Here is a 19,405-nt window from a genome sequence, read left to right on the forward strand (position 1 = left end):
CGGCAGGTCCGATTCCACGGTGTCGGCGTCGAATTGCTTGACGACGGGTGCTGCCCACCGTACGTTGGCTCAAACAGTCGTACATTTCAGCAATGCGGAGGCCGATGGCTGGCGGGCAGCGCGTGGCGATCATCACCGGGGCGGCTCGCGGCCAAGGCAGGGCCCACGCCGCGCGTCTGGCCGCCGACGGTATCGACGTGATCGCCGTCGACATTTGCGCCGACATCGAGACCATTCCCTACCCGATGGGTACGCGCGGCGAGCTCGAGGACACCTGCCGCCTGGTGGAGAAGGCGGGACGTCGCGCCAGCCTCCAGGTCGCCGATGTCCGTGACTTCGGCCAAGTCCAGCAAGCCTTTTCGGACGGAATCGAGGAGTTGGGTGTCGACTGTGCGGACATCGTGATCGCCAATGCCGGCGGATGTGCTTACCCGTCGGACGTCGACGAGGCCCGCGCGTTCAAGGATGCGGTCGACATCATGCTGGCCGGAGTGTGGAACACCGTGAAGGCTACGACGCCTGCGCTCGTCGAGGCCGGCCGACCCGGCGCCGTGGTGCTGACCAGTTCCACGGCAGCGGTCAAAGGCTTCACCGGCGGATGGGGTGGTCTCGACGGCTATACGGCGGCGAAGGCCGGAATCCTCGGATTGATGCGGGTGTTCGCGAATTCGCTTGGTCCGCACAACATCCGCGTCAACGCGATCCTGCCCACCGGTGTGGACTCCGGTATGACGCGCAACGACGCTTTCATGAACTGGATCGCAACCGTCGCCGAGCGGCCGCTGACGAACCTCCGCAATCTCCTGCCTGACGTCAACATCCTTCAACCCGAAGACATCGCCGACGCCGTGGCGTGGCTGGTCTCCGAACGGGGGCGCTACATCACCGGGGTGTGCCTTCCGCTCGACGCCGGGTTCTGCAACGTGTAACGCACCTGCGAAGCGAGCCGATCCGCGGCCCTGTCACTGCCAGTCGACCAGGTCGTCCGCCAAGTCGGGAGCGACGTCGAAAATCGCCTGCGACGCAACGGTCATGTGCTCACGCATCAGCTCACGCGCCGCGTCGGGGTCACCCGCCTCGATGGCATCGGCGATGCGGATGTGGTCGAAGTGCAGCCGCGTCCTGGTCATGTCGCTGAACAGGTTGGCCCCGCCCTGGGCGGTGCGGCTCGAAAAGATGTGGCTCACCGATTCGGTGAGGAGGTCGAGCGCGGGGTTCGGACAGATGTCGCGGACGAATAGATGAAAGCGACTGCCGGAGTCGACGTAGTCGTAGCTGGACAGGTTCTGCTCGGTCACCCGGGCCATGCCGCGGCGGCTCTCCTCGACCATCTGCCCGACGATGTCGGGGTCGGCCGATCCGTCCCGGACCCGCAGCGCCGCCCGTTCCGCGGCGAGCGGTTCCAGGTAGATCATCGACTCGTTGACGTCGCGCATCGTGGCGCGGGCGAGCTGCAGATGCATCGTCATCGTCTCGCCGAAGCGTTGCGGACCGCGGCGCCCGACGACCGGGCCGCCGCCGTTGCCGCGACGAATCTCGACGATGCCCTGGAGCTCCAGCACCCGCAGCGCCTCACGGGTCGACGCCCGTCCGACACCGAACTCGCTGGCCATCGCCTGTTCGGTGGGCAGCGGGCTACCGGGTGAGAGCTGGTCGAGCGCTATCCGCCGGACGATGTCCTGAGCTATTCCCAACGAGAGCTTGCCGCGCCGAATCCGGGCCATCATCTCGTGGCGCGGATCTTCGGCCAGGCAGTCGTCGATCGACATCGGAGATACCGCCTCGAGGTGGGATTAGGTCTGAATAGTCGGACATTCAGCGTACTCCGGCGCTGGTGGAAGCCTTATGCCGCGGCCAAATATAGGTATATTTGAGCCGTCGCCGTTACGACGGACGCCGAGCCCTTCCGTCGACGCCGGCATCAGGAGGACGCGATGCCGCTGCAGGAACAACACCAGATCATCTCCGTCGACGATCATCTCGTCGAACACCCCCGCGTGTGGCTCGACCGGCTACCCGCGCGGTGGCACGAGGACGCACCCCAGATCAAAGAGGTCAACGGAAGCCAGTTATGGCATTACAACGGCGAACGATTTCCCACCATCGGGCTCAACGCCGTCGCGGGTAAGCCGCGAGAGGAGTGGGGTGTCGATCCCGTGCGCTACGAGGACATGATTCCCGGGTGCTACGACCCCGCGATGCGGGTCAAGGACATGGATGTCGACGGTGTGCACGCGGCGCTGTGCTTTCCGTCGTTCCCCGGATTCGCGGGAAGCACCTTCTTCCGCGGTAAGGACAAGGACCTCGCGGCGCTGTGCATGCAGGCGTGGAACGACTTCTACATCGACGAGTGGTGCGCCACCGCCCCGGACCGATACATCCCGCTGGGGATGGTGCCGTTCTGGGACATCGACGCGGCGGTGGCCGAGGTCGAACGCCTCGTTTCGAAGGGCGCGCGAACCATCTCCTTCCCCGACACCACATCGGTATTCGGCCTCCCGTCGTTCCACACCGATCACTGGGATCCGTTGTGGCAGGTGTGTTCCGATGCCGACCTTCCAGTGTCGCTGCACTTCGGCGCCGGCGGATATGTGCCCGGCTTCTCGTTCTCCGGCGCGCCGTTCGCCCCGAAGACGATGAAGAGCAAGGCCGCTCCGTTCGCGGTGGCGATCGCGGTCTTCGCCACGAACTCTTGGTGGACGACGGTCGACCTGCTGTTGTCCGGCAAGCTCCAGCAGTTCGAGAACCTGAAATTCTCTTTGGCCGAGGGCGGCATCGGCTGGGTGCCCTACATGCTGGAACGAACGGACTTCACCTGGGAGCGGCACCGCTACTACCAGGACATCGACTTCGATGCGCGGCCGTCGGAGTTATTTAATCAGCACTTCTGGACCTGCTTCATCGACGACGACCACGGTGTGGAAAGCCGGCACAAGATCGGAGTCGACCGCATCATGTTGGAAAGCGACTTCCCGCACTCGGATTCGAACTGGCCGAATTGCCGTAAGCGGGCCGCCGAGGCTCTCGCCCGCGTGCCCGACGATGAGGTGGCGATGATCGCCGAGACCAATGCGCGCACCTTGTTCCACTTCCCGCGTTAGACCGAAAGCCGGCGCGGTCAGGTGATCGCGCCGCCGATCTTCAAGTTCATGATCGTCTCGTCGTCGTAACCGCAGGCGCGCAACAGGTCGTCTGTGTGCTCGCCGAGTCCCGGTGCGGGCTGCAGATCCGTTGCGGCCTCGTCGAACTGAACGGGTGCCGGCACCAGTGGCAGCCGAGCGCCGTTGTCATAGTCGACAATCGTGAAGAAGCCGTTGTCCCAGGCCTGCTGGTCGTTGAGCGTCTCACGTGGTGACTGCACAATGCTCCACTGCCCTTCTTGTTTGTCCAGGACGGACTTCCAGTGCTCCAGCGGTTCTTTGGCGAACAGCTCGTCGAGCAGCTCGACGCACCGCTCGATGTTCTTGCGTCGACAGGAGGCGGTCGCGAACCGCGGATCGTCGATCCATTCGGGCCGGCCGACGGCCTGGCAGAAGCCCGGCCAGTACCGGTCGGCTTCGAGCATGGCGAGGAAGACGAAACGGTCGTCGGCGGTTCGGTACACATTGGCCAGGGGATTGCCCGGACGACGTCGATCACCCTTGGCCAGTTGATCGCGACCGGTGACGTAACTGCCCGCGATGCTCGACTGCATGGCCCACAAGCCCGCCGACAACAGCGACGCATCGACGACGGCACCTTCTCCGGTGCGCTCGCGGTTGTACAGCGCGGCGCAGATACCGCCCGCGAGGTTCAGTCCAGCCTGGATGTCGCCGACCGCCGGGCCCGGCAGGTTGATCGGATAGTCGTAGTCCGCGGGCATGGCCGCGGTCGCCAGACCCGCTCTGGCCCAATAAGAGATCCCGTCGAAACCGCCGCGGTCGGCGTCGGGCCCGCGTACACCGTGACCGGTTCCTCTGGCGTAGATGATGCGCGGATTCCGAGCGCGGACGTGTTCGGCGTCGATACGCAGCCGCTGCCGGGCCGGCCCCAGGAAGTTGGTCAGGAAGACGTCGGCCCGCTCGACGAGGGACATCAGCGCCTCGTATCCGTCGGGATGCGCGATGTCGATTCCCGCACAACGCTTTCCGCGGTTGAGCACCTCCCACAACATCGTCACGCCGCCGTCGCCCGGCTTGACCCCGAACGCGGCCAGTCCGCGGATCGGGTCGCCGGTCTCGGGATGCTCGACCTTGACGACGTCGGCGCCCCAGTCCGACAGGGCGCTGGCCGCGGCCGGTACGAACCCGTAGAGCGCCACCTCCAGTACGCGCACACCACCCAGCACCTTGGTCACGTCAGTCTCCTTCCGCGCTGTCAGGGATCGGTACCCATTGCGGTACCAGTACGCCCGCCGCATCGGGGCGGGTGACGAACCGCATGCCCTGCCCCTCGCGCAGCGACGGTGCACCATCGAGGTGCGCGACCAGTCGGACCGTCGGATGCGCCACGAGCGCGACCAGCGCGATCGTGTACGGAACCGCGAACGCGCGATGTACCGGATGATGGACGACGGCCCAGGAATACAGCGTCGCCGCGCCGTCGACCTCGCGCCAGCCCAGGTCGGTCGACGCGCAGCGAGGACATTGCGGCCGGGGCAGGTGGACCGGTGAATCGCAGGTGTCACACCACTGGACCGCGAGCACGCCGCGTTGTGCTGCCTGCCAGAAGCCGCCGGTGTCGGGGTCGTCCACAACGGGGGAGGGCGCGTCGGTCATGGCAGCCCTAGGTTCCGGTGGTGAGCATCAGGGCGCCGGTCGCGGTCGGTAGGCCGGACGTCACGAGGCACACCTCGGCGCCGGGTACCTGGCTGGTCGACGTCCCGCGGATCTGTCGAACCCCTTCCACCACATGGTTGAGGCCGTGGATGTAGCCCTCCGACAGGTTGCCGCCCGCCGTGTTGATGGGCAGGCCGCCGCCGGGGTGCAGTGCGCCACTCGCGGCGAACGGTCCGCCCTCGCCCTTGGCGGCAAAGCCGTAGTCCTCCAACTGGAGCAGCACGGTGATGGTGAAGCAGTCGTAAAGTTGCGCCACGTCGATGTCTTGTGGCCCCAAACCGGCTCTGCTGTAGAGGGTCTCGGCGGTTCGCTTCGACGGTTGCTCGACGAGGCTCTCGCGCATGAGTGCGCCAAACACCAGCCCCGGTTGCTGATACGCATCGGCGCCCTGGGCCACCGCGCGGATGGACACGGGCGGTGCGGCAGTGTCGCGTGCGCGTTCACTCGAAGTCACCACGACGGCGCAGGCGCCATCGGTTTCCAGGCAGTAGTCGTAGAGGCGCAGAGGATCGGTCACCGGCCGGGAGTCCAGATAGTCGGCCAACGTCATCAATCTGCCGTGCATCTGCGCGGCGGGATTGGCGTTCGCATGCTCGCGGCAGGCCACGGCGATGGCGCCCAGATGCTCTGGCTCGGTGCCGAATTCGATCATGTGACGGCGCGCGATCAAGGCGAACATCTGACCCGGCGCCATCAGACCGTAGGGCAGGAAGAACTCGTCGTAGGAGCCGTTTCCCCCGACCGGCATGCTCTGTCGTCGTCCGCGGCCGAAACGCGCCCCCGAGCGCCCGTTGAGGGATCGGAACACCAGCACCGACCGGGCCAACCCGCCGGCGATCGCCGCGCACGCCTGCGCCACCATCCCGGCCGGGGCCGATCCGCCGGTGCCGGTGGACCCCCAGTAGGTCAGGGCCGGCAGGCCGAGCACGTCGGCCAGGTCGTTGTGGCGCACGGTGTCCTGTTCGCAGCGCACGATGCCGTCGACGTCGGCCGGTGTCAGGCCCGCGTCGGCGATCGCGGCCGTGCAGGCCTGCGCCGCAAGCGCCAGTTCCGTGCGGCCGGACTTCTTGCTGTAGTCGGTGGCGCCGAAGCCGACGATCGCGCAACGGTCGCGCAGCGGGTGCGGTGCCGTCGGCGCGGACATGCAAAGCACCCTAGCGTCAAACACCTCAAATATGACAGTATTCGGACTGGCCGCCGTCGGGCGGCTGTCCGCGACGCAGCCCGGCGGCACGTGAACTCGGAGGTTGCGAATGACCGGCACACTCGACGCCCCGGCGCCGGAGATCCCGATCGATCTGTACTCGGCCAAATCGTTCAGCAGCGGCCACCCCTTCGAGCAGTACCGGTGGCTTCGGGCCAATGCGCCCGTCTACAAGCACCCAGCGCCGGACGGCGGCTTCTTCTGGGCGGTGACGCGCAACGCCGACATCCGCTATATCGAGCACCATCCCGAGTTGTTCCAGTCCTCGCCGTCGGTCGGCATCGTCGACGCGGAGATCGAGGTCGGCTTCCTGTCCATGGACGCACCGCGGCATGCACACTTCCGCAAGGTGATCGCCCCACGACTGGTCCCCGCGCGGGTGAAGCACATGCTCCCAAACCTGCAGGAACTTGCGACCGGAATCGTCGACGAGGTGGCCGGTCTAGGGGAGTGCGACGTCGTCGAACTCGCCGGGCAGATGGCCGGGTACACGGCGGCCGCCCTGCTCGGCATCCCTCGCGAACACGGCCACCGCCTCCATGAGTTGTTCATGATCACGCACAGCTCCCCAGACATCGTGGGCGAGGAGGCTTTTCACGCCGCGTTCATCGAGATGGCCGGCATGGGCTTCGAGGCGTTCGCCGCGAAGAAGGCGAATCCGGCCGATGACGTGTTGAGCGCCTACGCCAACATGGAGGTCGACGGCCGCGCGATCACGGACATGGAATTCATCGGCAACTTCATCCTCCTCAGCGACGGCAGCCTCGACACCTCACGCAACCTGATATCGGGCGGGATGAAGCTGTTGTTCGACCATCCCGACGTGCGTCGGCGCCTGACCGCCGATCTCGATGGGCTGCTTCCCGGGGCGATCGAGGAGATGCTGCGGCTGCTCTCGCCGGTGGTGTACATCCGACGCCTGGCCACCCAGGACACCGAGTTGGCCGGGCAACCGATCGCCAAGGGCGAGCGCGTGGTGATGTATTACGGGTCCGGTAACCGCGACGAACGCGTCTACGACGATCCCGAAGCGTTCGACATCGACCGTAAGCGCGGCGAGCACATTGCCTTCGGGGGCGGCGGCCCGCACTTCTGCGTCGGTTCCCATCTGGGTCGGGCGGAAGGCGCGGTGATGATCCGCGAGTTGCTCACTCGGCTGCCCGATATCGAACAGGCCGGCCCGGAGACGTGGGCGGCGACCAGCCTCACCTCGGGCCTGTCCTCTCTTCCCGTCCGGTTCACGCCCGTCTGAGCGGGACCATCGAAGTCCCTGCTAACGAGCCGGTTTCGGCGCGCTAACGATTCGAGCGTGCTTCCCGATCTCAGGTGCGCAACGACGAATGTCGTGGTGTCGTGGAAGCGATGTCGAAACGAGCCTTGTTCCTCCTTGGCGCTGTGGCCGCATGCTCGACCGCGGCCGTGTTCGCCGTGCCGCCGGCGCTCGCCGCGCCGGCGACGGATGCCCACGGCTACGTCGACTCGACCGCGCGTTGCGCCGCGTCCGACGAGGCCGTGGTTTACGGCAGCACCGCGTCCTCGCGGGTGGCGATCTGCAAGACTCCCAAGGGCAGCTACGAATACCGTGGCGTGCGGCTGCGCGACGGCGCGAAACTGATCAGAATGGCCACCAAATCGGGCGATACATTCACGGTTTACAACGACGGCTTCACCTACACCGTGTCGAAGAAGTCGCTGGTCCTCGCGGAGGGCTCGCGGGTCATCCGTGACGAAGCGTGGCTCGATTTCCACGGCGCATCCTCTTCCTCATCTCCGTCGGGGCCCGGAATGTCGCCGCCCCCAGCGGATTCGACGCCTACGACGTCCGCGAAGCCCCTGCCGCCGCCTCTGCCGGCGGAAGAGGGGCACACCGACAGCTGAGGCGCCCCTTTTATCGACGATCTGCGGCGGAACTCGACCTCGCCGCGGTCAGTCGCGTTCCTCGGCGAGCCGCGCACGCGCGACCCCGGCGGCGCCGTCGCCGGTGATCAACCACAGCGTCGTCAGTTGCGAGACAAGGTCGTCCACCGTGATGCGGGCGCTTCCATCGACAAAGGCCAAGATCGCATCGGCGGTGCCGCCGACGACGAACGCGGGCGCGATCAACGCCAGCGGATCGTGTTCGAGTTCTACACCGTGGACGGTGCGCGCGTGACCGATCAGAACACCGGTCAGGCTGCGCATCACCGCCACCCGGTGTACGCGCATCGCCGGAGTCGCCGCCACGCCACCCAACAGCACCCGCGCCCGACGCGGGTCATCGACCAAGCTGTGCACGAGGGCGCTCACAGCCACAAACGCCTGTTGCGCAAGGGATTCTGACCGCGCAGCGGCCACCGCCGTCACGGTCGCCTCGCGCACCGCCGCGGCGATCTCGTCGATCACCGCGTCGGCCAAGGCGTCGACATCAACGAAGCTTTCGTAGAAGTACCGCTTGTTGAGTCCGGCGTCGGCGCACAGCCGCTCGACGGTGATGTCGCGCCACCCGTCGCGGCCCATCACCTCCAGGGCCGCTTCGAGCAGGCGTGACCGGCGTTGCTGGCGGCGTTCCACACCGGAAACGCCTCCGTAGCTGCGCGGCGACGACGGGGCCATGGGTCGATCGTCGCACCCCCGACGCGTCGAGGGAGAAGCCGTTGACAACAGTTCGGCAAATTTGGCACGGTTACGTACCAGATAGTCGACGAAGGGCTCGGCCGATGTTCAACCTCGTGGACGCCGTCGCGCCGCCGACCTCACTGGTCGAGGCGCGGCAACGGCTTCAGGGAATCGGTGCGTCGATCGCGAACCGCTGGCCGAGCCCCGACCGCCCGCTGGCCGAGCCGCCGGCCGGGTCGGGTCTGGCCCCGGTGATGGGCAACTACGGTGCGCCGTACCTCGGCCACGTCCTCGCCTCGCTCGTCGATCCGCTGGAGTTCGCGCGGCGCCGCTACGCGAAGTACGGCCCGGTGTCGTGGGCCGGCGGCGTGGGGTTCCGCGTCGTGGCGCTGATGGGACCCCAAGCGCTCGAGGCCGCGTGGGTCAATCGCGACAAGGCGCTGTCGAGTACGCGCGGATGGCAACCGGTGATCGGTCCCTTCTTCCACCGCGGCATCATGCTGCTCGACTTCGAGGAACACCGCGATCATCGACGCATCATGCAGCGGGCGTTCACGCGCACGGCGCTCAACACCTACCTCGCGTGCACCGCCGACGGCATCGACCGCGGCCTGACGACATGGCAACCGGCCACCCACTTCCGGATGTATCCATCGATCAAGCAACTGCTCTTGCGACAGGCCGCCGAGGTGTTCGTCGGAACCGAACTCGGCGCGGAATCCGATCAACTCATCGGCGACTTCCACGACACCGTCCACGGCGGCCAGGCGATCATTCGCGCGGACGTGCCCGGCGGGACGTGGGCGCGCGGCCTGCGGGCGCGTAAGCGCCTCGAGCGTTACTTCGGCGGGCAGATCGCGGACCGGCGCCGGGGCGAGGGCACCGATCTGTTCTCGATGCTGTGCCGCAGCGAATCCGAAGACGGGCAACGCTTCACCGACGCCGACATCGTCAACCACATGATCTTCCTGCTGATGGCCGCTCACGACACCACGGCGATCGCGCTGGCCATGCTCGTCTACGAGCTGGGCCGAAACGCACACTGGCAGAACATTCTTCGGGAAGAGGCCGTCGATCGCCCGATCGACGCGCCCACCCTCGACGACCTCGAGCGGTACCCGATGCTGGACGCGGCGTTCAAGGAGGTACTGCGGATGTACGCTCCTGCCGGAACCCTGTTCCGCCAGGCCATCCGCGACACCGAGATCTGCGGACACTACATCCCGCGCAAGAGTCAGATCGCAATCAGCGTGCACGCGTCGATGCGGCTGCCCGACTGGTGGCCCGCCCCCGACACGTTCGACCCCTCGCGGTTCAGCGACGCCGACAACCGCGTGGCCGTCAACCGGTACGCATTCGCGCCGTTCGGCGGCGGCGCCCACAAGTGCATCGGTCAGCAGTTCGCCGACATGACGGTCAAGACCGTGATGCACAAGCTGTTGCGCCGGTTCCGATGGAGCGTCCCCGACGGGTACCGCGTCCCGCTCACGTGGGGCACCGGGCCGACCCCCGCCGACTCGTTGCCGATCGAACTCGAACGGCTCGCCTGAGTTCCGGCGGGTAGCGCACGCCGGAACGCCTACTGTTCGGGCAGCGTGGCCAGCGCGGTACTCAGTGACTGCATCGTTCGTTCCCGATCGTCGCCCATGCCGACCAGCGTGTCGACGATCAGTGGGCCGAGTATCTGCGTCAGGCCGTGGCCCTGGTGTCCGAAGAAGCCGGCGATCTCCAGCAGCACCGCACCGTGGCTGATGCTCCACAGCCGCCCTGCGACGGCGGCCTCGCCGTCGTCGCGGATGCGGCCGGCCTCGATCATCCGGCGCACGCCGTCCAGCAGCGCCTCGAACGACATCGCCCACTCGCTGCGGGCGGTCGCACTGCCGGTGACGGTGAGGTCGGCGTGATACCGGTTCAACGACTCGGCCGCGGTGCCGAACATCATCTGGTAGCGCTGCGGGTTCTGCAGCGCGAATTCGCGGTAGCGCCCGCCCATCACGAAGAAGTCGGCGACGGGATCATCGGTCTGGGGCACCTCGGTCAGCGCGCGCGTGAAGCGGACGAACGATTCCCCGGCGATCGCGTCGATCAGCCCCGACATCCCACCGAAATGCGTGTAAACCGCCATCGTGGAGGTTCCGGTCTCGGCGGCGAGCTTGCGTGCGCTGAGCGCGGCCAGACCGTCTCGTTCGAGGATGCGGATGCCGGCTTCGACCAGCTGCTCCCCGGGGCCACCGCCATTCACCCTTGCCATGCTGCCATAACGGTGTTATACAGAACACATCATAACGCTGTTATAGGGGTGTTCCGATGACGAACCGTTACCTCGAAGGCGCCTTCGCGCCGATCCAGGCAGAGCACACGCTGACCGACCTCGAGGTCGCCGGGACGTTTCCCGATCACCTCGATGGCCGGTACCTGCGCAACGGGCCGAACCCGATCGGAGAACTCGATCCCGAGCTGTACCACTGGTTCATCGGCGACGGAATGGTGCACGGTATCCGCATCCGCGACGGCCGGGCGGAGTGGTATCGGAACCGGTGGGTCCGCGGTCCGCAGACCGCCTGGGCGCTGGGGGAGAAGCCGCCGAAAGGTCATTTCCCGATCTCGGGCATCGGTGCGAACACCAATGTCATCGGGCATGCGGGTAAGACGCTGGCGCTGATCGAGTCCGGTGTCACCACCGTCGAACTCACCGACGAGCTGGACACCGTCGGGGCATGTGATTTCGACGGCACGCTGACCGGCGGGTATACGGCGCATCCCAAGCGCGATCCGGAAACCGGTGAGCTGCACGCCGTTTCGTACAGCATGTACCGCGGCAACACCGTGCAGTACTCCGTGATCGGCGCTGACGGGCGCGCACGGCGCACCGTCGACATCGAGGTCGCGGGCAGCCCGATGATGCACGACTTCTCGCTGACCGAGAACCACGTCGTGTTCTACGACCTGCCGGTGACGTTCGACGCCGACATGGCGGTGCAGATGACGGTGCCGCGCGGTCTGCGCCTCGTCTCGCGGCTCGTGTTGTCGTCCCTCATCGGACGGGTGCGCATTCCCGACCCGATCAGCGCGCGGCAACCGCGGGGCGAGACGAAAGATCGCCGGTTTCCGTACTCCTGGAATCCGCAGTATCCCGCGCGGATCGGAGTGATGCCACGCGACGGAGGCAACTCCGACGTGCGCTGGTTCGACGTCGAACCCTGCTACGTGTTCCATCCGATGAACGCCTACGACGACGACGGCACCATCGTGCTCGACGTCGTGAGGCATCCGAAGATGTTCGACACCAACCATCTCGGCCCGGACGAGGGGCCCCCGACGCTCGATCGCTGGACGGTCGACCTCGCCGACGGCAAGGTCCGCGAATCGCGCATCGACGATCGTGGGCAGGAGTTCCCGCGTGTCGACGAACGCCGCGTCGGCAAGCGCCACCGCTACGGCTACGCGCCCAGCATCGCAGACGGTGAGGCCGGTGACGTCCTGCTCAAACACGACTTCGTCGGCGACCGCACCCAGTCGCGGTCGTTCGGTACGGGAAAGGTCCTCGGGGAGTTCGTCTTCGAACCGTCGTCGGCCGACGCCGCCGAGGATGACGGCGTGCTGATGGGCTATGTCTACGACCGTCGCACCGACCGCAGCGAGTTGGCTCTGCTCGACGCGCAGACCCTCGAAGACGTCGCGAGCATCAAGCTGCCCCACCGCGTGCCCGCGGGCTTCCACGGCAACTGGGTGCCGTCCTAGGATTCGCTCATGGCCGAACTGGTGCAGCGGTACCTGGACCAGATTCGCGCGGAACAAGCCGACAACAACGACGGCAAGCTGGCCGACTACATCCCGGAACTCGACCGCGTCGACCCCAACGGATTCGGCCTGTCGCTGTCCATGGCCGACGGCTATGTCTACGAATCCGGCGACACTGCAGTCGAATTCACCATCCAATCGGTGTCGAAACCGTTCACCTACGCGCTCGCGCTCGAGTGCATCGGCATGGCCGCCGTGGACGCCAAGATCGGGGTCGAACCCTCTGGTGAGGCATTCAACGAGATAAGCGTCGACGAGAGCACGAAGACGCCGAAGAACGCGATGATCAACGCCGGTGCGATCGCCGCGGTCTCCCTCGTTCCCGGGGCCACGGCCGACGACCGGTTCGCCAAGATCCACGAGTTCTATTCGACGTTCGCGGGCCGCGAACTCGCCGTCGATCACGGGGTCTACACCTCGGAGCAAGCGAGCGGCAGCCGGAACCGCGCGATCGCATGCATGCTGCAGAGTTTCGGCGTGCTCGACGGTGACCCCGACGAGATTCTCGACGTCTACTTCCGCCAGTGCTCGATCAAGGTGACGAGCACGGATCTGGCAACGATGGCCGCGACCCTCGCACGCGGTGGCGTCGAACCGGTGGCGGGCCGGCGCGTCACCACCGCGGCGGTCGTGCAACGCACGCTGAGCGTGATGACCACCTGCGGCATGTACGACGCGACCGGCGACTGGGTGAGCGCCGTCGGCATGCCCGCGAAAAGCGGTGTCGGCGGCGGCATTGCGGCCGTGCTGCCGGGACAGCTCGGCATCGGGGTGTACTCACCGCTGCTGGACGCCAAGGGCAACAGCGTGCGGGGCGTACAGGTGTGCCGCAGCCTGTCGGCGAACCTGGGGCTTCACTTCCTCGCGCACACCCGCGAATCGCGCTCCACGATCCGCAACGCGTACGACGTCGCCGCGGGTGTGCGGATCTTCGAGCTGCACGGTGACCTGCTGTTCGCGGGGGCCGAACAGGTGCTGCGCAGGGTGGAACGCGAACGCGACGCGTTCGACGTCGCCATCCTCGAGTTGTCGAGGGTCGACGACATCGACGACGCCGCGCGTCGCATGTTCGCCGGCATGCGCGAGTCGCTCGTCGCCGCCGGCAAGGAGGGATTCGTCGTCGATCCCGACCGGGTTCTGGAGGAGACTCCGACGGAAGGCACGGTCGCCCGGGTGTTCGGAAGCCTCGACGAGGCGCTCCGCGCCGCTGTGACCGCGCCGGGGGTGTCAGGCGGGTAGGGCCAACCGCGTCGGCTCGTCGTGCCCGCGCAGTGTCACCTCGTCACCCAATCGCCAATGTGCACACTCGCTTTCGCCGGCACCGGATATCGCGTCCGCGCTGGCGAGGACGTGACCCGGTGTCTCCTTGGCCAGTTCGCACAGCCGGGCCGCCTCGTTGACGGGCTCGCCGATCACGGTGTACTCGAAGCGTTCCCTGGCGCCGACGTTGCCCGCCACCGCCTCGCCCGCGGCCACCCCGATGCCGGCGTCGAACTCGGGCACCTCCTCGTGGATGCGCCGCGCGATCGCCCTGGCGGCGGCCAGCGCCGAATCCTCGGGGTTCTCCAGCCGCACCGGGGCGCCGAACACCGCGAGCGCACCGTCACCTTCGAACTTGTTGACGAAGCCGTGGTGGCGGTCGACCTCCTCGACGACCACCGCGAAGAACCGGTTGAGCAGGTCGACGACCTCGGTGGCGCGTTTGGCCGTGACCAACTTCGTCGACCCGATGATGTCGACGAAGATCACCGCGACGTGACGCTCCTCGCCGCCGAGCTTGGGTCGCTGTTTTTCCGCCTCGGCGGCGACCTCGCGTCCGACGTGGCGTCCGAAGATGTCGCGCAGGCGCTCGCGTTCCTTGAGCCCCTGCACCATCGAGTTGAAGCCTCGCTGCAGCTCACCGAGTTCGGTGCCGTCGAAAACGACCAGATCGCAGTTCATGTCGCCGCGTTCGACGTGTTTGAGCGCGGCGCGCACGGTCCGTAGCGGCGTCGCGGTCAGCCACGACAGGATCCACATCAGCACGAAACCGAACGCCAGCGCGAACAGCGCGAGGATGATCACGGCGACGGTGAACTGGGTGGGGGTCACATTGCGCAGCGCCAGGGTGATGATCGCCGCGAGCAGGATGCCGAGCACCGGGACCCCGGATCCCAACGCCCACACCAACATCGTGCGGCCCATGATCCCTGCGGCGAAGCGGCGCGGCGGGCGGCCGGCCTCGAGCGCCTGGGCGGCGACGGGCCGAAGCGCGAACTCGGTGAAGAGGTAACAGCTCGCCGACACCACGATGCCGGGAAAGCTGATGCCGAGCGCGACCTTCGGGATGAAGTTCACGTCCACCAAGCCGTACAGCAGGGTGATCAGCGCGGTGCCCACGCCCCACAGCGCGAGCAGCACCCGGGTGAGCCGCCACGGCGCGTAGAACGTGTTGCGCTGATCGCGCAGAGTGGGTGTGTGCTCCTCGATGGCCCAGCGCACGTTGTTCATCACCCGGCGGGTCGCCCAGATGACGCCGACCACCAGTGCGGCAAGGATGTAGGCGGGCGCCACGATCGCGGTGATCCAGCGGACGTCGGGGTCGAAGACGCTGGGCACCGGGAACGTCACAGTCACAACGAGGACGGCGACACCGATGCCGATCAGGTTGGCGATCACCACGATCGTCGTCAGGATGATCTGGATCCTGATGCGGCGCCGATGCTGGCTCTCGGATTCCTTGCCCAGCAGCCACGACCCGTAGTCCGGGGCGTCGGTCAGCCGTCCACTCTGGCGCGTGACCTTCTCCAGGACGCGACCCAGCCTGTGCGCGACGCTCCTATTGGCGGTCATCGTCCCCTCAGCCTAAATTGCCGAGCGGCCACCTAAGGTGGTCGGGTGCGTCTCGTGATCGCCCAATGCACCGTCGACTACGTCGGACGACTGACCGCACACCTGCCTTCGGCGCGGCGGCTGCTGCTCATCAAGGCGGATGGTTCGGTGAGCGTGCACGCCGACGACCGTGCCTACAAGCCGCTGAACTGGATGAGCCCGCCGTGTCGGCTCACCGAGGACACCTCGGGGCCCGAAACGGTGTGGGTGGTCGAAAACAAGGCCGGAGAGCAGTTGCGGATCACCGTCGAGGACATCGAGCACGACTCCACCCACGAGCTCGGAGTCGATCCCGGTCTGGTCAAGGACGGCGTGGAGGCCCACCTTCAGGAGCTGCTGGCCGAGCACGTCGAGCTGCTCGGGGAGGGTTACACGCTGGTCCGCCGCGAGTACATGACCGCGATCGGCCCGGTCGACCTGTTGTGCCGCGACCCGAACGGCGGGTCCGTCGCGGTCGAGATCAAGCGCCGCGGCGAGATCGACGGGGTGGAACAGCTCACCCGCTACCTCGAGCTGCTCAACCGCGACAGCCTGCTGGCCCCGGTCAGCGGCGTCTTCGCAGCCCAGCAGATCAAGCCGCAGGCGCGCACGCTGGCCACCGACCGCGGCATCCGCTGCCTCACGCTCGACTACGACAAGATGCGCGGCATGGACAGCGACGAGTTCCGGCTGTTCTGATGCCCCGCAAGCGCCCTCATCGGCGTTCCGAGCGTCCGCCGCCGTTGCCGGCGCCCCGCCGGATCGAGATCGGGCCGGACGGCTACGAATACGAGGTGCGCCCGATCGCCGCCGCGCGCGCTACGAAAACGTACCGGTGCCCGGGATGTGACCATGAAATCCGGCCCGGGACAGCGCATCTCGTGGTGTTACCGGCCGAGGAGGGGGAGCGGGCGCTCGACGAGCGTCGACACTGGCACACGCCGTGCTGGGCGCACCGGGGCACACGAGGCCCGACTCGCAAGTGGTCCTAGTGCTCCGCGTCCGCCGCGGGCTCGACGAGCTCGACGAGCACTCCGCCGGCGTCCTTGGGATGGATGAAGTTGATCCGCGAGTTGGCGGTGCCCCGGCGCGGCGCGTCGTAGATCAACCGCACGCCGTCGGCGCGAAGGCGCTCGCTGAGCGCGTCGATGTCGCTGACGCGATAGGCGAGCTGCTGAAGGCCGGGGCCGCGCTTGTCGAGGAACTTGGCGATGGTCGAGGTCTCGTCGAGCGGCGCCATCAACTGGATCTGGGCGCTGCCGACCGGGGCGCCACGCACCGAGAGCATGGCCTCGCGCACGCCCTGGTCCTCGTTGATCTCCTCGTGCAGCACGATCATCCCGAGATGGTCGTGGTACCACTTGATCGCGGCGTCGAGGTCCGGCACTGCGATCCCCACGTGATCGATCGCCGTCACGAGCGCGCTCGCGAGCGCGGGACGTGCGTCTACGTGTTCGGTGGTCATAACGTAACGGTAGCCTTGAGACAGATGTTTGCGGAATGTGTCATGAAACACACATGGCTATACCCACTTTTTGGAGGTAGTAAATGACCACGTCGGTGATCGTTGCTGGAGCACGCACGCCCGTCGGCAAGTTGATGGGTTCGTTGAAGGATTTCTCGGGCAGCGATCTCGGCGCGATCGCGATCAAGGGGGCCCTCGAGAAGGCCAACGTGCCCGCCTCCGCCGTCGAGTACGTGATCATGGGCCAGGTCCTGACCGCGGGCGCCGGGCAGATGCCCGCCCGCCAGGCGGCCGTCGCAGCGGGTATCGGCTGGGACGTCCCCTCGCTGACCATCAACAAGATGTGCCTCTCGGGAATCGACGCGATCGCCCTGGCCGACCAGTTGATCCGCGCCGGCGAGTTCGACGTCGTCGTGGCCGGCGGCCAGGAGTCCATGACACAGGCGCCGCACCTGCTGATGAACAGCCGCGCGGGTTACAAGTACGGCGACGTCACCGTGCTGGACCACATGGCCTACGACGGTCTGCACGACGTGTTCACCGATCAGCCGATGGGCGCGCTCACCGAGCAGCGCAACGACGTCGACCAGTTCACCCGCGCCGAACAGGACGAGTTCGCCGCGCGCTCGCACCAAAAGGCCGCTGCCGCATGGAAAGACGGCGTCTACGCCGACGAGGTGGTGCCCGTACAGATTCCGCAGCGCAAGGGTGACCCGCTGGAGTTCTCCGAGGACGAGGGCATCCGTGCCAACACCACCGTCGAGTCGCTGGCCGGCCTGAAGCCGGCGTTCCGCAAGGACGGAACCATTACCGCCGGGTCGGCGTCGCAGATCTCCGACGGTGCCTGCGCCGTCGTGGTGATGAACAAGGCCAAGGCGCAGGAACTCGGGCTCTCCTGGCTCTGCGAGATCGGTGCCCACGGCGTCGTCGCCGGCCCGGACTCCACGCTGCAATCGCAGCCGGCGAACGCCATCAAGAAGGCCGTTGCGCGCGAGGGCATCTCCGTCGATCAGCTTGACGTCCTCGAGATCAACGAGGCGTTCTCCGCCGTCGCGCTGGCCTCGACCAAGGAGTTGGGCGTCGATCCCGAGAAGGTCAACGTCAACGGCGGCGCGATCGCCATCGGCCACCCGATTGGCATGTCCGGCGCCCGCATCACGTTGCACGCCGCACTCGAGCTGTCCCGGCGGGGCTCCGGCTACGCCGTCGCTGCGCTGTGCGGGGCGGGCGGTCAGGGCGACGCGCTGATTTTCCGCGCGCCGTAAGGCCTACGACACCGCGTAGTAATCGGCCCGGCTTTCGGGCACAATGGCGGCCATGATTCGCCTGTTGAACCAGCGCACCGTCGCCGGGTGGTTCCGTTTCGTCGCCCTACTCGAGGCGGTGAGCTGGGTCGGACTGCTGATCGGCATGTATTTCAAGTACTTCGGCACGCCGCGCACCGAGCTCGGCGTCAAGGTGTTCGGGCCGGTGCACGGGGCGGTCTTCGTTGCCTTCGTCGTGCTCGGAATTCTGGCGGCGATCGCGTTCCGGTGGGCGGCGGGCATCTGGTTGCTGGGGATCGTTGCGAGCATCGTGCCACTGGCGAGTGTGATCTTCCTCATGTGGGCGGATCGCACCGGCCGGTTGGGGGCCCCGGCGGTCACGGCCGTCGCGCAACCGGGGCGGCCGGTACCCGAAACGACGTGACAAACTTATGGGCGTGAGTCGTCCACGCCCCTCTATCGCGGCCTCCATGGCCGGTGCGGTTGATCTGTCCGCCCTCAAACAGCGGCCCTCCACGGGTGACGGCGGTGCGTCGGCGCCCTCGGGTGGTGTTGAAGTCACCGAGGCCAACCTCGAAAACGAGGTGCTGGTCCGGTCGAACCAGGTTCCCGTCGTGGTGCTGCTCTGGTCACCGCGCAGCGACGCCAGCGTCCAGCTGGGTGATGCCCTCGGCCAACTGGCTTCCGCCGACGGCGGCAAGTGGTCGCTGGCGACGGTCAACGTCGACGTCGTCCCGCGCGTCGCGCAGATGTTCGGCGTTCAGGCGATCCCGACCGTCGTGGCGCTGGCCGCCGGCCAACCCCTGGCGAGCTTCCAGGGCATGCAGCCGCCCGAGCAGTTGCGCCGCTGGATCGATTCGCTGCTGAACGCGGTCGCGGGCAAGTTGCCCGGCAGCGGTGAAGCGGAGGAGGCCGAAGAGGTCGATCCCGAACTCGCCCAGGCGCGTTCGTATCTGGACGAAGGCGACTTCGATGCCGCGCGCACCGCGTACCAGGCGATCCTCGATGCGAACCCCAATCACGCCGAGGCCAAGGGCGCGGTCCGCCAGATCGAGTTCCTGAAGCGCGCCACCTCGCAGACGCCCGACGCGATCGCCGCCGCCGACGCGGCCCCCGACGACATCGAGTTGGCGTTCGCCGCCGCCGACGTCGAGGTGCTGCAGCAGAACGTCGCCGCGGCCTTCGATCGGCTCATCGGGCTGGTCAAGCGGACCGCCGGCGACGACCGCACCACGGTGCGGACCCGCCTCATCGAGCTGTTCGACCTGTTCGACCCGGCCGATCCGGAGGTCATCGCCGGCCGTCGCAACCTGGCCAACGCGCTCTATTAGCTAGACGGTATGGAGGCTGACTCGAGGCCGAAGGCCTCGGGCTGCAAATGGACGTGGGTTGCCGATCGCGGGTGAAC

At 67.1% G+C, this 19,405-nt stretch carries 20 protein-coding genes; 12 read left to right on the forward strand and 8 right to left on the reverse strand.

Features of this window, described 5'->3' with window-relative positions; genetic code table 11:
* Positions 1-92 precede the first annotated feature (92 nt).
* Positions 93-929, forward strand: coding sequence for a mycofactocin-coupled SDR family oxidoreductase (locus A5698_RS02290; protein ID WP_156670582.1), 837 nt, complete (start codon positions 93-95; stop codon positions 927-929).
* A gap of 33 nt (positions 930-962) precedes the next feature.
* Here the strand turns inward: A5698_RS02290 and A5698_RS02295 are convergent, their stop codons facing one another.
* A complete protein-coding gene (locus A5698_RS02295) occupies positions 963-1,769 on the reverse strand; it encodes a FadR/GntR family transcriptional regulator (protein WP_068292775.1) in 807 nt (268 codons plus the stop codon).
* 165 nt (positions 1,770-1,934) lie between these two features.
* Between A5698_RS02295 and A5698_RS02300 the strand changes: the two genes are divergently transcribed.
* The gene (locus A5698_RS02300) at positions 1,935-3,101 is read left to right on the forward strand and encodes an amidohydrolase family protein (RefSeq protein WP_068292778.1); all 1,167 of its coding nucleotides are present in this window, start codon (positions 1,935-1,937) and stop codon (positions 3,099-3,101) included.
* A gap of 17 nt (positions 3,102-3,118) precedes the next feature.
* On the opposite strand, the gene A5698_RS02305 is transcribed toward A5698_RS02300, so the two are convergent.
* From A5698_RS02305 to A5698_RS02315, 3 genes are read right to left on the reverse strand one after another with little or no spacing between them, the layout of a single operon-like run.
* Entirely contained in the window at positions 3,119-4,336 is a 1,218-nt protein-coding gene (locus A5698_RS02305; RefSeq protein WP_068292781.1) for a CaiB/BaiF CoA transferase family protein, read from the reverse strand.
* A 1-nt stretch (position 4,337) separates the two neighbouring features.
* Positions 4,338-4,757: a Zn-ribbon domain-containing OB-fold protein gene (locus A5698_RS02310; RefSeq protein ID WP_068292783.1), complete on the reverse strand. Its 420-nt coding sequence runs from the start codon at positions 4,755-4,757 to the stop codon at positions 4,338-4,340.
* 7 nt (positions 4,758-4,764) lie between these two features.
* Complete coding sequence (locus A5698_RS02315; RefSeq protein ID WP_068292786.1) at positions 4,765-5,961, reverse strand: thiolase C-terminal domain-containing protein; 1,197 nt, start codon at positions 5,959-5,961, stop codon at positions 4,765-4,767.
* A gap of 109 nt (positions 5,962-6,070) precedes the next feature.
* On the opposite strand from A5698_RS02315, the gene A5698_RS02320 reads away from it, so the two are divergent.
* Positions 6,071-7,273 (forward strand): cytochrome P450, encoded by a 1,203-nt coding sequence (locus A5698_RS02320; protein ID WP_084792208.1) that lies wholly within the window; start codon positions 6,071-6,073, stop codon positions 7,271-7,273.
* A gap of 110 nt (positions 7,274-7,383) precedes the next feature.
* Positions 7,384-7,899, forward strand: a complete 516-nt coding sequence (locus A5698_RS02325; RefSeq protein ID WP_068292822.1) for a hypothetical protein — start codon at positions 7,384-7,386, stop codon at positions 7,897-7,899.
* 48 nt (positions 7,900-7,947) lie between these two features.
* Here A5698_RS02325 and A5698_RS02330 read toward each other — a convergent pair whose 3' ends face one another.
* Entirely contained in the window at positions 7,948-8,613 is a 666-nt protein-coding gene (locus tag A5698_RS02330; protein WP_068292789.1) for a TetR/AcrR family transcriptional regulator, read from the reverse strand.
* Between the two features lie 104 nt (positions 8,614-8,717).
* Here A5698_RS02330 and A5698_RS02335 point away from each other — a divergent pair, with 104 nt between their 5' ends.
* Positions 8,718-10,166 (forward strand): cytochrome P450, encoded by a 1,449-nt coding sequence (locus A5698_RS02335; RefSeq protein ID WP_068292792.1) that lies wholly within the window; start codon positions 8,718-8,720, stop codon positions 10,164-10,166.
* Between the two features lie 29 nt (positions 10,167-10,195).
* Here A5698_RS02335 and A5698_RS02340 read toward each other — a convergent pair whose 3' ends face one another.
* Complete coding sequence (locus A5698_RS02340) at positions 10,196-10,867, reverse strand: TetR/AcrR family transcriptional regulator (protein ID WP_067081513.1); 672 nt, start codon at positions 10,865-10,867, stop codon at positions 10,196-10,198.
* 56 nt (positions 10,868-10,923) lie between these two features.
* Between A5698_RS02340 and A5698_RS02345 the strand changes: the two genes are divergently transcribed.
* A complete protein-coding gene (locus A5698_RS02345) occupies positions 10,924-12,357 on the forward strand; it encodes a carotenoid oxygenase family protein (RefSeq protein WP_068292796.1) in 1,434 nt (477 codons plus the stop codon).
* 9 nt (positions 12,358-12,366) lie between these two features.
* Positions 12,367-13,656 carry a glutaminase A gene (gene glsA, locus A5698_RS02350; RefSeq protein WP_068292801.1) on the forward strand — a complete coding sequence of 430 codons (1,290 nt, stop codon included), beginning with the start codon at positions 12,367-12,369 and terminating at the stop codon, positions 13,654-13,656.
* On the opposite strand, the gene A5698_RS02355 is transcribed toward glsA, so the two are convergent.
* Positions 13,645-15,249, reverse strand: a complete 1,605-nt coding sequence (locus A5698_RS02355; protein ID WP_068292805.1) for an adenylate/guanylate cyclase domain-containing protein — start codon at positions 15,247-15,249, stop codon at positions 13,645-13,647. The genes glsA and A5698_RS02355 overlap by 12 nt on opposite strands.
* A gap of 45 nt (positions 15,250-15,294) precedes the next feature.
* Between A5698_RS02355 and nucS the strand changes: the two genes are divergently transcribed.
* Together nucS and A5698_RS29245 are read left to right on the forward strand one after the other, a co-directional pair.
* Positions 15,295-15,966: an endonuclease NucS gene (nucS, locus tag A5698_RS02360; RefSeq protein WP_067081524.1), complete on the forward strand. Its 672-nt coding sequence runs from the start codon at positions 15,295-15,297 to the stop codon at positions 15,964-15,966.
* The gene (locus tag A5698_RS29245; protein WP_082950718.1) at positions 15,966-16,259 is read left to right on the forward strand and encodes an Rv1322 family protein; all 294 of its coding nucleotides are present in this window, start codon (positions 15,966-15,968) and stop codon (positions 16,257-16,259) included. Before nucS ends, A5698_RS29245 begins: the two co-directional genes overlap by 1 nt.
* Here A5698_RS29245 and mce read toward each other — a convergent pair.
* Positions 16,256-16,732 carry a methylmalonyl-CoA epimerase gene (gene mce / locus A5698_RS02365; protein WP_068292808.1) on the reverse strand — a complete coding sequence of 159 codons (477 nt, stop codon included), beginning with the start codon at positions 16,730-16,732 and terminating at the stop codon, positions 16,256-16,258. The two genes, A5698_RS29245 and mce, sit on opposite strands and share 4 nt — an antisense overlap.
* An 83-nt stretch (positions 16,733-16,815) precedes the next feature.
* Between mce and A5698_RS02370 the strand changes: the two genes are divergently transcribed.
* The 3 genes from A5698_RS02370 to A5698_RS02380 are packed head-to-tail and all read left to right on the forward strand — an operon-like array spanning position 16,816 to position 19,328.
* Entirely contained in the window at positions 16,816-17,997 is a 1,182-nt protein-coding gene (locus A5698_RS02370) for an acetyl-CoA C-acetyltransferase (RefSeq protein WP_068292813.1), read from the forward strand.
* Positions 17,998-18,040: 43 nt separating this feature from the next.
* On the forward strand, positions 18,041-18,421 hold the full coding sequence (locus A5698_RS02375) for a DUF3817 domain-containing protein (protein WP_156670583.1): 381 nt from the start codon (positions 18,041-18,043) through the stop codon (positions 18,419-18,421).
* 13 nt (positions 18,422-18,434) lie between these two features.
* On the forward strand, positions 18,435-19,328 hold the full coding sequence (locus A5698_RS02380; protein WP_156670584.1) for a tetratricopeptide repeat protein: 894 nt from the start codon (positions 18,435-18,437) through the stop codon (positions 19,326-19,328).
* The last annotated feature ends 77 nt before the right edge of the window (positions 19,329-19,405 follow it).

The organism is Mycobacterium sp. E136 (assembly GCF_001666865.1).
Lineage (GTDB): Bacteria > Actinomycetota > Actinomycetes > Mycobacteriales > Mycobacteriaceae > Mycobacterium.